Here is a 14524-nt window from a genome sequence, read left to right as displayed (position 1 = left end):
GCGCAATATCAAAACTTTTTGATATTGCTCTTGCAGCCTATGGGTGCCCTGTCTAGACTGCCGTCCCATGAACCTACCTGCGCCGTCAATCCGCCCCGAGCAAAGCGACGAGCTGGCCGCCCTGTGCAAAGCCAGCGGTGACCCGCTGCGCCTGAACGTTTTACGGGCCCTGGCCAGCGACTCGTTCGGCGTGCTGGAGCTGGCGCAGATCTTCGCAATCGGTCAGTCGGGCATGAGCCACCACCTTAAGGTGCTGGCCCAAGCCGGGTTGGTGGCAACGCGCCGTGAAGGCAATGCGATTTTCTATCGTCGCGCCCTGCCCGATGGCTTTCGACTGGGTGGCAAGCTGCATGCTGCGCTGCTCGAAGAGGTCGATGGGCTGAGCCTGACGAATGAAGTACAAGAGCGCATCGGTCAGGTTCAGCAGCGTCGAGCGGTGACCAGCCAGGACTTTTTCCTGCGCGTCGAAGAAAAATTTCGCGCCCAACAGGACCTGATTGCCGGGCTTGCGCAGTACCGCGAAAGCCTCTTGTCCCTGCTCGACAAATTAAGCTTCACCGCTGACGCCAGCGCCCTTGAAGTAGGCCCTGGCGATGGTGAATTTCTTCCCGAGCTGGCCCGGCGCTTTGTCCGGGTCACCGCACTGGACAACAGCCCGACCATGCTCGAGCTGGCACGCCAGGTCTGTCAACGCGAAGGCCTGGCTAATGTGAACCTGCAGTTGGCCGATGCACTCAGTGCAACGGATGTGGAAGCCGACTGCGTAGTGCTGAACATGGTCCTGCACCATTTCAGCGCCCCGGCCGAAGCCCTGCGGCAGCTGGCCAACCGCGTGAAAGCAGGCGGCAGCCTGTTGGTAACAGAGTTGTGCAGCCACGATCAGAGCTGGGCCAGAGAGGCCTGTGGCGATATCTGGCTGGGCTTTGAGCAGGACGACCTGGCCCGTTGGGCCAGCGCTGCGGGACTGGCTCCCGGGGACAGCCTCTATGTGGGCTTACGTAATGGTTTCCAGATTCAGGTCCGCCATTTTCAGCGGCCGGCTGGCGACACTCAACATCGGTAAATTTTAGGAACCCGTCGAGATGAGCGAATACTCCCTTTTCACCTCCGAGTCCGTGTCTGAAGGGCATCCGGACAAAATCGCCGACCAGATTTCGGATGCCGTGCTGGACGCCATCATCACCCAGGACAAATACGCACGCGTAGCCTGCGAAACCTTGGTGAAAACCGGTGTAGCGATCATCGCAGGTGAAGTCACCACCTCGGCCTGGGTAGACCTGGAAGAGATCGTCCGCAACGTCATCGTCGACATCGGCTACAACAGCTCCGACGTTGGCTTCGACGGCGCCACCTGCGCGGTCATGAACATCATCGGCAAGCAATCGGTAGACATCGCCCAAGGCGTTGACCGCAGCAAGCCGGAAGATCAGGGCGCTGGCGACCAGGGCCTGATGTTCGGCTATGCCAGCAACGAAACCGACGTACTGATGCCCGCCCCGATCTGCTTCTCTCACCGCCTGGTCGAGCGCCAGGCCGAAGCACGCAAGTCCGGCCTGCTGCCATGGCTGCGCCCGGATGCCAAGTCGCAGGTCACCTGCCGTTACGAAGGTGGCAAGGTCGTCGGTATCGACGCCGTGGTTCTGTCGACCCAGCACAACCCTGAAGTGTCGCAAAAAGACCTGCAGGAAGCGGTGATGGAGCTGATCGTCAAGCACACCCTGCCTGCCGAACTGCTGCACAAAAATACCCAATTCCATATCAACCCGACCGGCCAGTTCATCATCGGCGGCCCAGTGGGCGACTGCGGCCTGACCGGCCGCAAGATCATCGTCGACAGCTACGGCGGTATGGCCCGTCACGGCGGTGGCGCGTTCTCCGGCAAGGATCCATCCAAGGTTGACCGTTCCGCCGCTTACGCCGGTCGTTATGTGGCCAAGAACATCGTCGCAGCCGGTCTGGCCGAGCGCTGTGAGATCCAGGTTTCCTACGCCATTGGTGTAGCTCAGCCAACCTCCATCTCGCTGAACACCTTCGGCACCGGCAAAATCTCCGACGACAAGATCGTCCAGTTGGTCCGTGAGTGCTTCGACCTGCGTCCGTACGCGATCACCACCATGCTCGACCTGCTGCACCCGATGTACCAGGAAACTGCCGCTTATGGTCACTTCGGCCGTATTCCGCAGCAGAAGACTGTCGGCGACGACACCTTCACCACCTTCACCTGGGAACGTACCGACCGCGTCGACGCCCTGCGCGCTGCTGCCGGGCTGTAGGCGGTAGCTGCAAGCTGCAAGCGTTAAGCTTCAAGAGAGCCCCTACCGAGCAATCGGTAGGGGCTTTTTTGTGACATATCGGCTGACAACTCAAGGCTGCGCTAGCGGCAAGACTTTCCTAGGCTGAGCATTCCCCCGCCAAGCAAGGATGCTGGCCATGCTATTGAAAACTATCGTTGCTCTGTTGTTTGTCTTGCAGTTATCCACAGCCCAAGCAGAAGCGTGCCCCGCCTGGTCAATGGAGCGCGCTCGCGAGGAAGTCGCGCAGTTGCGCCAAACCCTTACCACATGGGACGACCATTATCATCGGCAGGGCATCTCGCTGGTGTCGGATGAACTCTATGACCAGAGCCGACAGCGCTTGCTGAACCTTCAAGCGTGTTTCGAGCTGGCGCAGGACGATAACCCGCCGCTAGCCAGCGCCCGCGGCCCAGTCCGCCATCCGATTCCCCATACCGGCGTTGCCAAGCTGGCCGATGAACAAGCCGTGGCGCACTGGATGCACGACAAGCAAGGCATCTGGATACAACCCAAAATCGATGGTGTCGCCGCTACGCTGATCTATCGACAAGGTCGCCTGGTGCGCTTGCTCAGTCGTGGTGACGGTGTCCAGGGTCACGACTGGAGCCATCACATCCCACAGTTAAGTGCCATTAGCCGACAATTACCACAGCCTCTGGATCTGGTTTTGCAGGGTGAACTCTATTGGCGTTTAAGCAGCCACGTGCAGGCCACAGAAGGGAGCGTCAACGCCCGTGGCACGGTGGCGGGCCTGATGGCGCGCAAGCACCTGAGCAACGAACAAGGTGCGAACATCGGTTTGTTCGTCTGGGATTGGCCCGCAGGCCCTGCCACTCAAGCCGAGCGCCTGGCCAGGTTGGTAGAACTGGGCTTCCCCGACAGCCAGCACTACAGTGTTTCCATTAAAACGTATGAACAAGCCGCTGATTGGCGCCAGCGCTGGTACCGCTCGCCCTTACCCTTTGCCACTGACGGTGTAATTCTGCGCCAGGACAGCCGCCCGCCTGCCGCGCGCTGGCGGGCAAAAGCACCTTACTGGATCGCCGCCTGGAAGCATCCTTTCGCCCAAGCACTCGCCGAGGTGCACAAGGTGCACTTCAGGATCGGCCGCACCGGCAAGGTCACGCCTGTCCTGCAATTGCAGCCAGTGGTGCTTGATGACCGGCGCATCACTCAAGTCAGCCTGGGCTCTCTGGGTCGCTGGCAGGCCCTCGACGTGCGCCCAGGCGATCAGGTGGCGATCAGCCTGGCAGGCCTGACTATCCCGCGCCTGGAACAGGTGGTGCATCGCAGTGTGCAGCGTCAACCGCTGCAACCGCCGGCAAACGGACAATTTCACGCCATGAGTTGCTGGCAGGCCAGCCCCGGCTGCGAAGAGCAGTTCATCGCACGATTGGCGTGGCTCAGCGGCAAGCAAGGCCTGCACATTCCCGGTGTCGGGCCAGGCACATGGCGCCATCTGGTAGAACACGGCGCAATCAGCACTCTCGGCGACTGGCTGGAGCTCGACAACGCGCAGCTGACGCCAATTCCCGGCATCAGTGAAGGTCGCAGCCGCCATCTGCTGAAACGTTTCAGCGAAGCTCGCAGTCGCCCGTTCGAGCAATGGCTACGTGCCCTTGGCGCACCGGTACCACGCGCCACAAAATTCGATGGTGACTGGTCGACACTCGCCGCCAGAAGTGCCGAAGATTGGCAGCGTGAGCCCGGCATCGGAGTGCGGCAAGCGAAGCAACTTGAAGACTTTTTCCAAAGTCAGGAACTCCTGGCCCTGACACAGAAGCTGCGCGCTCAAGCGGTCGCGGGATTCTGATCCCGATCAGCTTCCGACACGTTTGTTTGGTGTAGGATTTTTCCCAACTACCAGTTGAAAACACTGCTCGGGGTTTCCTAATAGGGGAAATCAAGGCAGGATTTCCCCAACTCTTGCTGCTCTGCCCCGACAAGGAGGCTCCCATGAAACTTTTTTCCAACCTCGTCCTGCTAACCGCTATCGGTCTTGGCGCAACTTCACTGCAGGCAGCCGAGTCGAATGCAGACCTGACTGGCTGCGCCGCAAAGAAGGCAGACATCCAAAAGCAAATTGATAACTCGGTTAATCCTTTCGAAAAATCAGGTCTTGAGAAAGCCCTCAGTGAAGTTAACGAGCACTGCACCGATGCGGGTCTGCGCAAAGAGCGCAACGATAAGGTGCTGAAGGCCAAGCACGAAGTGGCTGAGCGTCAAAGTGATCTGGACAAGGCCATGAAAAAAGGTGATCCCGAGAAGATCAACAAGCGTAAGGACAAGCTGGCCGAGTCCAAGCAGGAACTGCAACAAGCCTTGGACGAACTCGATAAGTAGGGCAGCGCCCTGGTGCTATCTTCATTGCGGGGGCAAGCCCCGCAATGGCGTAATCAATGGTTACGAAATTCGGTATGACAAGCTTTGCAGGCGGCTTCAACCTTGTCGGTCGGCGCGGCCAGATCCGCAGCCTTCAGTGGCTGGGTACGCGTAACGGCAACAAGCTCCCCCGTAGCGGCTTCCAACTGGCGAGCCAGGTCCTGAAAGCGCGCCTGTTTCTCCCAGACTTCTGGCCGAGCACTGGTTTCATCGTCTTCGCGAACCTGCGGAAAATGCTTCCACGGCTCCCGCGACAAATTGTCGAGTTTGACCGCGCCATCGGCGAACTTCTGACTGTCGAAGGCCAGTCGACCGCGCAGCATGCCGCCCAAGTCTTCACTGGTCTTGAGCATCTGCTTGAAGAGGGTCTTGCGCTGACCCAAGGGCGAGTTAGGATCGACACCGCCACAGGCAGTCAATGTCAGGCAGGCCAGTAGTACAACAGAGAGTCGCTTGAGCATCATGGTAAGTTCGGCTCACGGGAAAAAAGGCGGCCAGTATCCTCGTCTCATCGCCAAAGACCAATACCCTTATTAACTATACGGGTTGCCCAGGCAGCTGAAGCCCAGGCAAACCGCCAAGGAAACCTGTTCATGAAATTTTCCCTGCGCCATCTGGGATGGTCACTCTCGGTCATGGCTCTGCTCGCCGGTTGCAACGGCGGTGCCCCGGAAAAACCCAAGCCTCACCCCCTCGCCACTTATACCAGCAGCACCTGGAAAGACCTGCCCCGCGTCAGCGACAGCGATCTATTGGCCGGCTTTGAAGCCTGGCGCAGCGCCTGTGAACGCCTCAAGCGCGATGCCATCTGGGCGACCACCTGTGCCGCCGCAGCCAGTGTGCCCAGCGACAGCGCCAACGTGCGCAGCTTTCTCCAGGCTCAGCTGGACGTGTACAGCATGCGCTCAGGTGAAAACAGCGCCAACGGCCTGATCACCGGTTACTACGAACCGGTCTACCCAGGTAGCCTGGCCCAGACCGACAGTGCCCATGTGCCCGTGTATGGTGTGCCCGATGACATGATCGTGGTGGCACTCGACAGCGTCTATCCAGAGCTCAAGGGCAAGCGTCTGCGCGGCCGCCTGGAGGGGCGTTTCCTCAAGCCCTACGACACCGCCGAAGTGATCAACCGGCAAGGCGTACCGGCACCGGTACTGGCCTGGCTGACTGACCCCATGGACCTGCAGTTCCTGCAGATTCAAGGCTCCGGGCGAATTCAGCTAGACGACGGTCGCCAACTGCGCGTCGGTTACGCCGACCAGAACGGTCACCCGTATCGCCCCATTGGCCGTTGGCTGGTTGAGCAAGGTCAGCTGAAAAAAGAAGATGTCAGCATGGGCAGCATTCATACCTGGGCTCAGGCCAACCCCACGCGCGTGCCTGAACTGCTGGCAAGCAACCCCAGTTACGTATTCTTCAGTACCCGTCCAGACAGCAATGAAGGCCCGCGCGGCTCACTCAATGTGCCACTGACTGCAGGCTACAGTGTCGCCATCGACCGCAAGGTGATTCCGCTGGGCAGCTTGTTGTGGCTCTCCACTACTCGCCCCGACGGTGCACCAGTGGTACGCCCGGTTGCCGCCCAGGACACAGGCGGCGCGATCACCGGCGAAGTACGCGCCGATCTGTTCTGGGGGACCGGTGCCGAAGCGGGTGAACTAGCAGGCAACATGAAGCAACAAGGGCAGATCTGGCTGTTGTGGCCCAAGGGCACAGCCTTGCCGAGCGTGCCCCAGGTGCAGTGATCGAAGCTAGATCGATACAAAGAAGAACGACACCACCAGCCCCAGGCCGACGAACCAGACCAGCGAACGCAGCGCGGCCCAGTCGGCCAGGTAGCAGATGATGTAGAGCAGACGGCTGGTGATGTACAGCACCGCCAGCACGTCCTGAGTCACCTGTTCAGCATTGCCGACAATGTCGGCAATGATCACTGCCGCAGCGAAGGCCGGGAAGGCTTCAAAACTATTCAACTGGGCGGCATGGGCGCGTCGCGGCAAGCCTTCAAGGGTGTCGAGAAAGGCGCGCGGGTCATGGTTCTGACGCAGGTTGAAGCGTCCGCTGCTGAGCTTGGCGATACTGGTACACAGAATCGGCAGGAACATCGCAATCAATACACACCACAGAGCAACGGTCATGGCTAAGTCCTTGTCGGTTGGGAAGTCAGAGTTTCATGATCAGCATGCCGATCAGCACCAGGGCACAAGCTAAGAGCCTGGGCCCGCCAAAAGGTTCTTTGAGGTAACGCATGCCGAACAGCACCACCAGGATTACGCTGACCTCACGCAACGCCGCCGCCTCCGCCACTGATCCCAGCTGCATGGCCCAAAGCACCAGGGCGTAGCTCAACAGCACGCAAATCCCCACCGCCAAACCCAGCCGCCACTGCAAGCGCCAGAACAACACAAAGGGTGCACGTCGAGCGACACCGGCGAGCAACGGAAATGGCCAGGCACTGAGCAGCGTCAACCAGACAAGATAGTCCAACGGCTGCGACCAGAGTCGGATCGCCTGGCCATCGAACCAGGTGTAGCAACCAATACACAGCCCGATCAAAGCCACCACCGGCAGCATCGACCAGGGCAGACGGTCACCGCCACCACCCTGCCAGAGCAGGCAAGCCATGCCGCAGGGAATCAGCAAAATGCCGATGATCTGCTGGCTGCTTAACGTTTCACCCGCGAAGGTCAATGTCAGCGCCAGCACCACCAGCGGTGAGAGCCCACGCATCAGCGGATAGACCAACCCCAGATCACCCACCCGATACGCCTTGATCAACAGAAACCGATAGAACTGCTCGAACAGCGCAGAGGCCAGCAACCACGGCCAGATTTCGGCAGGCGGAAACTGCACGAAAGCCACCATCAGCAGCGCAAACACCAACGCCACTACGTCCATGCTGGCGATGACCAGCAGCCGTTCGCCGCTGAATTTGATCAGGGTATTCCAGGTTGCGTGCAGCAATGCGGCAACCAGTACCAGAGAAGTGGCTAACACGCGAAAGTCCTTGGCAGTGCAGTTCGGGTCGTCATTGGCCAGCCGCTATCTAAGCATTTCCCTCCACACCACGTCGCGCACATTTGCCGGTGATGGAAACGAATCACACAGAACGCGGTCAACGCATCCAGTCAAAAAACTGTGCCCTCACGCCATCGACAGACCATCCAAGGGCTGCCCGATGGGATCGGGTGCCAAATTGAAAGCCATTACAGGACCCGGAATGCTTGAGCTTGTTGCTGCGTTTATCTGTCTGACCACACTCCTCACTTATCTGAACTACCGCTTCATCGGCCTACCGCCAACCATCGGTGTAATGGTCACCGCACTGTTCTTCTCGCTGTTGCTGCAAGGCCTGAGCGTTATTGGCTATCCCGGCCTGGAAGACCGCGTGCAAAGTCTGATGAGTCAGATCGACTTCAACGATTTGCTGATGCACTGGATGCTGTCGTTTCTGCTGTTTGCCGGCGCCCTGCACGTTAACCTTGCCGACCTGCGCAACTACCGTTGGCCAATCGGCCTGCTGGCCACAGTCGGCGTGCTGATCGCAACCGTGGTCATCGGTTACCTGGCGCACTGGATCTTCGCGCTGTTCGGTTGGCATGTCAGCCTGCTGTACTGCTTGCTGTTCGGTGCCCTGATCTCGCCGACCGACCCCATCGCGGTATTGGGTGCTCTGCGTACCGCCAACGCTTCCAAACCGCTGAAAACCACTATTGTCGGTGAGTCGCTGTTCAATGACGGTACCGCGGTCGTGGTCTTCACCGTACTGCTGGGCATTGCACAACTGGGCGAAACCCCGAGCGTCAGTGAAACCGCCATCCTCTTCGTCCGCGAAGCCATTGGCGGGGCACTGTTCGGTGGCCTGATCGGCTACATCACCTACCGCATGATCAAAAGCATTGAGCAGTACCAGGTCGAGGTCATGTTGACTCTGGCGTTGGTCATCGGCGGCTCGGCCATGGCTTATGAGCTGCATGTTTCGGCACCGATCGCGATGGTGGTGGCCGGTCTGATCATCGGTAACCTGGGCCGCAACCTGGCGATGAACGAGATGACCCGGCGTTACCTGGACGGCTTCTGGGAGTTGATTGACGACATGCTCAACGCGCTGTTGTTCGCCCTGATCGGCCTGGAGCTATTGCTGCTGCCATTCTCCTGGATGCATCTGGCGGCGGCCGGCGTGCTGGCGGTGGCGATCCTGCTGTCGCGCTTGCTGACTGTAGCGCCTGCAATCGTCATGCTGCGCCGTTGGCGCACAGTGCCACGCGGCACCGTGCGGGTGCTGACCTGGGGCGGTTTGCGCGGTGGCGTGTCGGTTGCGCTGGCGCTGTCGCTGCCGGCTGGCACCGAGCGTGACCTGTTGCTGAGCATCACCTACATCGTGGTGCTGTCGTCAATCCTGTTGCAGGGGTTGACGATCGGTCGGGTGGTGAGCGGGGTTACCAAACAGCCTTGAAACTGCAATCGCCGGAAGGCCGGCTCCCACTGGAGCCGGCCTTCCGGCGATGGAGTGCAGAGCACTCCTGGAGCGGTTACTCCACTGCCGAGTCCGGGAACTGATCCTGGACATACTTGATCTCGGTCCGTCCGTGGGCCGCCGGCAAGCCGTCTTCCCCCAGGTTGACGAAGACCATCTTGTCCACAGTCAAGATGCTCTTGCGGGTGATCTTGTTGCGTACCTCACACTTGAGAGTGATCGAGGTGCGGCCAAATTCGGTGGCGGTGATACCCAGCTCGATGATGTCACCCTGGCGCGAAGCGCTGACAAAGTTGATTTCCGAGATGTACTTGGTGACCACTCGCTGGTTGCCCAACTGAACGATCGCATAAATCGCTGCCTCCTCATCGATCCAGCGCAGCAAACTGCCGCCGAACAGGGTGCCATTGGGGTTGAGGTCTTCGGGCTTGACCCATTTGCGGGTGTGAAAATTCATACGTACTCCTGTGCGTCTTGCCAATCGATGTCGCTAATGATGGCAGAGCCTGCCCCCCTCCTCCATTTAACATCGACTATGGTCTCGATTAATCGACAGAAAGCCTTGGGCAGATGCGCGAGCGCAGCTATAATCGCCCTCGCTTTAAAACGGTCATCTGCACTTGATACCGTCCCGCCACCTGTCCGAGGGGCGCTGCAGCAGGTTCAACCTGTCAGGCTCGGATGGGGCGTTGTCTGGCCAGGCTTGCCTGCCGACACTAAACGCACAACGGCGCCCATTCGCACACTACGAATGGAGGCTCTTCATGAGCGCTGTAATTACGCCTGCCGGTTTTACCGATTTCAAAGTTGCTGACATCTCCCTGGCTGCCTGGGGTCGTCGCGAAACCATCATCGCCGAATCGGAAATGCCTGCACTGATGGGCCTGCGCCGCAAGTACCTGCAAGAGCAACCGCTCAAGGGTGCGAAGATTCTCGGCTGCATTCACATGACCATTCAGACCGCCGTACTGATTGAAACCCTGGTTGCCCTGGGTGCCGAAGTGCGCTGGTCGTCCTGCAACATTTTCTCCACCCAGGACCAAGCCGCTGCCTCCATCGCCGCTGCCGGTATCCCTGTGTTCGCCTGGAAAGGCGAAACCGAACAAGAGTACGAGTGGTGCCTGGAGCAGACCATCCTCAAGGATGGCGCGCCATGGGATGCCAACATGATCCTTGACGACGGCGGCGACCTGACCGAACTGCTGCACAAGAAATACCCAGCCGTACTGGACCGCGTTCACGGCGTGACCGAAGAAACCACCACTGGCGTACACCGTCTGCTGGACATGCTGGCCAAAGGCGAGCTGAAAATTCCGGCCATCAACGTTAACGATTCGGTAACCAAGAGCAAGAACGACAACAAGTACGGTTGCCGTCACAGCCTCAACGATGCCATCAAGCGCGGCACCGACCACCTGCTGTCGGGCAAGCAAGCTCTGGTAATCGGCTACGGTGACGTGGGCAAGGGCTCGGCCCAGTCGCTGCGTCAGGAAGGCATGATCGTCAAGGTCAGCGAAGTCGACCCGATCTGCGCCATGCAGGCCTGCATGGACGGTTTCGAACTGGTTTCGCCGTTCATCGACGGTATCAACAACGGCACCGAAGCAAGCATCGACAAAGCACTGCTGGGCAAGATCGATCTGATCGTGACCACCACTGGCAACGTCAATGTCTGCGACGCCAACATGCTCAAAGCCCTGAAAAAGCGCGCTGTGGTCTGCAACATCGGCCACTTCGACAATGAAATCGACACCGCTTTCATGCGCAAGAACTGGGCATGGGAAGAAGTTAAGCCACAGGTACACAAGATCCACCGTACCGGCGCTGGCGATTTCGACCCACAAAATGACGACTACCTGATCCTCCTGGCTGAAGGCCGTCTGGTCAACCTGGGTAACGCCACTGGCCACCCAAGCCGCATCATGGACGGTTCGTTCGCCAACCAGGTACTGGCGCAGATCTTCCTGTTCGGCCAGAAGTACGCCGACCTGCCAGCCGCTCAGAAAGCCGAGCGCCTGACCGTTGAAGTACTGCCGAAGAAACTCGACGAAGAAGTAGCCCTGGAAATGGTTCGCGGCTTCGGCGGCGTGGTGACCCAATTGACCCCACAACAGGCCGAGTACATCGGCGTCACTGTTGAAGGGCCATTCAAGCCACACGCCTATCGCTACTGATGAGCCAAAGCCGGTGTCGCTGTAAGCGATACCGGCTTTTTTCTGTAAGCCAGCTTCAGGGCTGGCCTGCTTGATCGGTATACCAGGATTTCGCCATGTCTCAGGAACGTCGTTACAGCTTCGAGTTCTTCCCGACCAAGACCGATGCTGGACATGAAAAACTGCTCGCCACTGCCCGTCAGCTGGCCAGTTATAACCCGGATTTTTTCTCCTGCACCTACGGTGCCGGTGGTTCGACCCGTGACCGCACGCTCAATACCGTGCTGCAGCTGGAAAGCGAAGTGAAGGTCCCTGCTGCGCCGCACCTGTCTTGCGTCGGCGACAGCACGGACGACCTGCGCAGCCTGCTGGCCCAGTACAAGGCCGCTGGCATCAAGCGCATTGTCGCGCTGCGCGGTGACCTGCCTTCGGGCATGGGCATGGCCAGCGGCGAATTGCGCCACGCCAACGAGCTGGTCGAGTTCATCCGTCAGGAAAGCGCTGATCACTTTCACATCGAGGTCGCCGCCTACCCGGAAATGCATCCGCAGGCGCGCAATTTCGAAGATGACCTGAATAACTTCGTGCGCAAGGCCAACGCCGGCGCCGACAGTGCCATCACCCAATACTTCTTTAACGCCGACAGCTACTTCTACTTCGTCGAGCGTGTGCAGAAGCTGGGCGTGAACATTCCTGTCGTACCGGGGATCATGCCGATCACCAACTACAGCAAGCTGGCACGCTTTTCCGACGCTTGTGGTGCCGAGATTCCGCGCTGGATCCGCAAGCAACTGGAAGCCTATGGCGATGACGTCAACAGCATCCAGGCATACGGTGAAGAGGTCATCACCCGCATGTGCGAACAACTGCTGCAAGGCGGTGCGCCGGGGCTGCATTTCTACACCCTGAACCAGGCTGATCCGAGCCTGGCGATCTGGAACAACCTCAAATTGCCCCGCTGATCGAATCGCTACGCCTCTGGTAACAATTGCCGCAGGATACTGAAAAGGCCTTAGCTTACGCTAAGGCCTTTTCTACTTTTATCCATCTAACGGACTATCGTGCTTCATGTCACAAGGACATACCCCTGCTCGCCCGCAACTCGTTTACCTGGTCTTCGGTGCCGATACCTATCATCAGGAAGCACAGTTCAGCATCGTTAGCGCCCTGGCCAACCTGCGCAAGACGCCAGGCGAAACCCTGGATATTCAGGTCTACAGCGACAACCCCGAACCCTACCAGCACCTTCCAGTAACCGTTCACCCGCTGGATGTTGCCACCCGCGAAGCCTGGAACCAGCCCTATGGCTACCACTTTCGCAGCAAGCACGTGGTCTTGCGCCAGGTATTGGCCTGCGCACCCGTGGCGGTGCTGATCGATACCGACACCTTCTTTCACCAGTCACCCATCGAACTGTTCCGGCGCATCCAGCCAGGCACACTGCTGTGCAATGCCATCGGCGCCAACTTTGGCGACAACAAGCAGTGCCGGCTGTACCAGAACCTGGCCCCACGGCTTGCAGCCCGCGGGTTGGCCGACCGCAACATGAAGCTGCTCAATTCTGGTGTTATCGGTCTGATGCAAGAGGATGCTTCTCTGCTCGATCAGTCCCTTGTCCTGATGGACGAGTACTACCCGCATGCCCAGGGCGCTTACACGCTGGAAGAGTTCTGCCTGTCGGTGGCGGCCTACCGGCAAGTGCACGTCAATCAGTGCACCGACTTGCTCCATCACTACTGGAGCCGCAAACAGCTGTTCAGGGCCAAGGTCCAGGCCTGGCTGGCCAAGCACCAACAGGCACCGCTAAGCTGCGAGGCGCTGGAAGATGTGGCACGGGTCAACGCCCAGCTGCCAAAGCCACCCGCCTTGCACCGCCTGAGCTACAAGGCGCTGAGCCTGACGCTACCCAGCGAACAGCGGCAGTTTCTGCGTGAGTTGATGTACGGCTGTTATGCATACCCCAACGAGTTCGATCGTGCCTGCGCCCCTGCCTGGTGGGACAAGGCACTGGACAACGCCAATGCTCGTGCTTCACGTCCGTTGTGCGATAAAAAGCTGCAGCGCTGGTTCGCTCGTCCCGGTATGCGTCTGGGCCTAGGCAGCAAACACCGCTCTGTTCGTGATTCGTTGATAAAGCGATCACAACGCTGAACACCTACAAGGCGTATCGCGCATGTCTACTAGCCATTACCGTGCGCACGTCGTAATCTCCAGGCATGCCTGATTTCACCCGCCTATTGACCGCCCTGCTGCTCACTTGCCTGAGTGCTTTTGCCCACGGCGAGAAGCTGCGTATTGTCACCGAGCCTTGGGCACCCTATGTGTACCTGGAGAACGGGCAGGCCAAAGGCATCGACTACGACGTCACAGTCGAAGTACTCAAGCGCTTGGGTGTTGAAGTGGAGTGGCAGTTCCTGCCCTGGAAGCGCTGCCTGGCCATGATTGATCAAGGCCTGGCCGATGGCATCCTGGATATTTTCTATACCGAACAACGTACCCATCAGCTGTTTTTCCCCAGCGAGCCGTTGTCGAACGTGGAATTCGCCCTGTTCTACGCCAATGCCCGTCCACACCAGGTCACCCGCCTGGAAGACCTGCGCGGCCTGACCGTCGGCACCTCCCCAGGTTACTCCTACGCGCCGGCGTTCAACGACTCCCCCCTGTTTATCCGTGAACCCGCCCCGACCCATGAAGCCAACTTCGGCAAACTACAGCGCGGGCGCATCGACTTGCTGATCACCGACCGCCGTGTCGGTCGCTATCTCAGCAAAAACCTGGGCGTGGACGAGCAAATCAGCGAGCTGCCACTGGTTATCAGCCGCCAGAGTCAGTACCTGGCGGTACGCCGCATCGCCGGCATGGATCTGTTGATGCAGCGCTTCGCCGCTGAGTTGCGCCGCTTCAAGGCTGAACCGGCCTATGCGGCCTTGAATGCCCGCTATGACAATGGAACTGACAACTTTCGAACCACCGTTGAGCAGCAGGAACGCAGCACGCCCTGAATGCTCTGTTATACTCGGACCTTCCCGCCAGGCTTACGCCCGGACGCTCGGCCTTGCAAAAGGCATCCCGACCGGCAGGACAGCGCGGCCAAGAGCCCGCCCGCCCTACTCCGGATGCGCATTGAAGGCCCTGCTGGACCGGACGCGATAGCATCACCCGATGCCCGTCGCGCCAGGCAAGATTATCCCATCGGGCTTAGCCCTAATTAAGAACAG

Annotated in this window: 14 protein-coding genes and 1 riboswitch; of the genes, 10 read left to right on the top strand and 4 right to left on the bottom strand. The window is 59.3% G+C overall.

All coding sequences use genetic code 11. The features are described from left to right. Window positions 1–67: 67 nt before the first annotated feature. The 4 genes from ACQRAX_RS17545 (at window position 68) to ACQRAX_RS17530 (ending at window position 4637) form a co-directional block, all read left to right on the top strand. Window positions 68–1063 carry an ArsR/SmtB family transcription factor gene (locus ACQRAX_RS17545; RefSeq protein WP_412040531.1) on the top strand — a complete coding sequence of 332 codons (996 nt, stop codon included), beginning with the start codon at window positions 68–70 and terminating at the stop codon, window positions 1061–1063. 19 nt (window positions 1064–1082) lie between these two features. Then, window positions 1083–2273: a methionine adenosyltransferase gene (metK, locus tag ACQRAX_RS17540; RefSeq protein WP_412040530.1), complete on the top strand. Its 1191-nt coding sequence runs from the start codon at window positions 1083–1085 to the stop codon at window positions 2271–2273. Between the two features lie 157 nt (window positions 2274–2430). Further along, window positions 2431–4107: an NAD-dependent DNA ligase LigB gene (ligB, locus tag ACQRAX_RS17535; RefSeq protein WP_412040529.1), complete on the top strand. Its 1677-nt coding sequence runs from the start codon at window positions 2431–2433 to the stop codon at window positions 4105–4107. A 143-nt stretch (window positions 4108–4250) separates the two neighbouring features. Next, window positions 4251–4637, top strand: a complete 387-nt coding sequence (locus ACQRAX_RS17530; RefSeq protein WP_412040528.1) for a DUF1090 domain-containing protein — start codon at window positions 4251–4253, stop codon at window positions 4635–4637. A 53-nt stretch (window positions 4638–4690) separates the two neighbouring features. Here ACQRAX_RS17530 and ACQRAX_RS17525 read toward each other — a convergent pair whose 3' ends face one another. Beyond that, window positions 4691–5140, bottom strand: coding sequence for a c-type cytochrome (locus ACQRAX_RS17525; RefSeq protein WP_412040527.1), 450 nt, complete (start codon window positions 5138–5140; stop codon window positions 4691–4693). A gap of 129 nt (window positions 5141–5269) precedes the next feature. On the opposite strand from ACQRAX_RS17525, the gene mltA reads away from it, so the two are divergent. Further along, window positions 5270–6421 (top strand): murein transglycosylase A, encoded by a 1152-nt coding sequence (gene mltA / locus ACQRAX_RS17520; protein WP_412040526.1) that lies wholly within the window; start codon window positions 5270–5272, stop codon window positions 6419–6421. Window positions 6422–6427: 6 nt separating this feature from the next. Here the strand turns inward: mltA and ACQRAX_RS17515 are convergent, their stop codons facing one another. Next, window positions 6428–6814: an MAPEG family protein gene (locus ACQRAX_RS17515; RefSeq protein WP_412040525.1), complete on the bottom strand. Its 387-nt coding sequence runs from the start codon at window positions 6812–6814 to the stop codon at window positions 6428–6430. Between the two features lie 25 nt (window positions 6815–6839). Beyond that, entirely contained in the window at window positions 6840–7673 is an 834-nt protein-coding gene (locus ACQRAX_RS17510; protein ID WP_412040524.1) for an EamA family transporter, read from the bottom strand. 223 nt (window positions 7674–7896) lie between these two features. Between ACQRAX_RS17510 and ACQRAX_RS17505 the strand changes: the two genes are divergently transcribed. Further along, window positions 7897–9132: a cation:proton antiporter gene (locus tag ACQRAX_RS17505; protein ID WP_412040523.1), complete on the top strand. Its 1236-nt coding sequence runs from the start codon at window positions 7897–7899 to the stop codon at window positions 9130–9132. A gap of 76 nt (window positions 9133–9208) precedes the next feature. Here the strand turns inward: ACQRAX_RS17505 and ACQRAX_RS17500 are convergent, their stop codons facing one another. Further along, entirely contained in the window at window positions 9209–9610 is a 402-nt protein-coding gene (locus ACQRAX_RS17500; RefSeq protein WP_016501956.1) for an acyl-CoA thioesterase, read from the bottom strand. 181 nt (window positions 9611–9791) lie between these two features. Next, a riboswitch (S-adenosyl-L-homocysteine riboswitch) is annotated at window positions 9792–9896 on the top strand. Window positions 9897–9917: 21 nt separating this feature from the next. On the opposite strand from ACQRAX_RS17500, the gene ahcY reads away from it, so the two are divergent. The 4 genes from ahcY to ACQRAX_RS17480 all read left to right on the top strand — a co-directional run bounded on the left by ahcY (window position 9918) and on the right by ACQRAX_RS17480 (window position 14308). Then, window positions 9918–11327, top strand: coding sequence for an adenosylhomocysteinase (gene ahcY / locus ACQRAX_RS17495; protein ID WP_412040522.1), 1410 nt, complete (start codon window positions 9918–9920; stop codon window positions 11325–11327). Window positions 11328–11422: 95 nt separating this feature from the next. Then, a complete protein-coding gene (gene metF / locus ACQRAX_RS17490; RefSeq protein WP_412040521.1) occupies window positions 11423–12268 on the top strand; it encodes a methylenetetrahydrofolate reductase [NAD(P)H] in 846 nt (281 codons plus the stop codon). A gap of 106 nt (window positions 12269–12374) precedes the next feature. After that, on the top strand, window positions 12375–13457 hold the full coding sequence (locus ACQRAX_RS17485) for a hypothetical protein (protein WP_412040520.1): 1083 nt from the start codon (window positions 12375–12377) through the stop codon (window positions 13455–13457). Between the two features lie 65 nt (window positions 13458–13522). Then, a complete protein-coding gene (locus tag ACQRAX_RS17480) occupies window positions 13523–14308 on the top strand; it encodes a substrate-binding periplasmic protein (protein WP_412040519.1) in 786 nt (261 codons plus the stop codon). The last annotated feature ends 216 nt before the right edge of the window (window positions 14309–14524 follow it).

Origin of the sequence: Pseudomonas sp. UM16, from assembly GCF_050312595.1 — a bacterium.
Taxonomy (GTDB): domain Bacteria; phylum Pseudomonadota; class Gammaproteobacteria; order Pseudomonadales; family Pseudomonadaceae; genus Aquipseudomonas.
The sequence above is the reverse complement of the archived record's forward strand: the minus strand, read 5'-3'. Positions and strand labels throughout refer to the sequence as shown.

Excerpts from the sequence above, each read along its gene's own strand:
- mltA (WP_412040526.1), top strand. The coding sequence starts at position 5,270 with ATGAAATTTTCCCTGCGCCATCTGGGATGGTCACTCTCGGTCATGGCT.
- metK (WP_412040530.1), top strand. The coding sequence starts at position 1,083 with ATGAGCGAATACTCCCTTTTCACCTCCGAGTCCGTGTCTGAAGGGCAT.
- ahcY (WP_412040522.1), top strand. The coding sequence starts at position 9,918 with ATGAGCGCTGTAATTACGCCTGCCGGTTTTACCGATTTCAAAGTTGCT.
- ACQRAX_RS17485 (WP_412040520.1), top strand. The coding sequence starts at position 12,375 with ATGTCACAAGGACATACCCCTGCTCGCCCGCAACTCGTTTACCTGGTC.
- ligB (WP_412040529.1), top strand. The coding sequence starts at position 2,431 with ATGCTATTGAAAACTATCGTTGCTCTGTTGTTTGTCTTGCAGTTATCC.
- ACQRAX_RS17530 (WP_412040528.1), top strand. The coding sequence starts at position 4,251 with ATGAAACTTTTTTCCAACCTCGTCCTGCTAACCGCTATCGGTCTTGGC.
- ACQRAX_RS17545 (WP_412040531.1), top strand. The coding sequence starts at position 68 with ATGAACCTACCTGCGCCGTCAATCCGCCCCGAGCAAAGCGACGAGCTG.
- ACQRAX_RS17500 (WP_016501956.1), bottom strand. The coding sequence starts at position 9,610 with ATGAATTTTCACACCCGCAAATGGGTCAAGCCCGAAGACCTCAACCCC.
- ACQRAX_RS17480 (WP_412040519.1), top strand. The coding sequence starts at position 13,523 with ATGCCTGATTTCACCCGCCTATTGACCGCCCTGCTGCTCACTTGCCTG.
- ACQRAX_RS17505 (WP_412040523.1), top strand. The coding sequence starts at position 7,897 with ATGCTTGAGCTTGTTGCTGCGTTTATCTGTCTGACCACACTCCTCACT.
- ACQRAX_RS17525 (WP_412040527.1), bottom strand. The coding sequence starts at position 5,140 with ATGATGCTCAAGCGACTCTCTGTTGTACTACTGGCCTGCCTGACATTG.
- ACQRAX_RS17515 (WP_412040525.1), bottom strand. The coding sequence starts at position 6,814 with ATGACCGTTGCTCTGTGGTGTGTATTGATTGCGATGTTCCTGCCGATT.
- metF (WP_412040521.1), top strand. The coding sequence starts at position 11,423 with ATGTCTCAGGAACGTCGTTACAGCTTCGAGTTCTTCCCGACCAAGACC.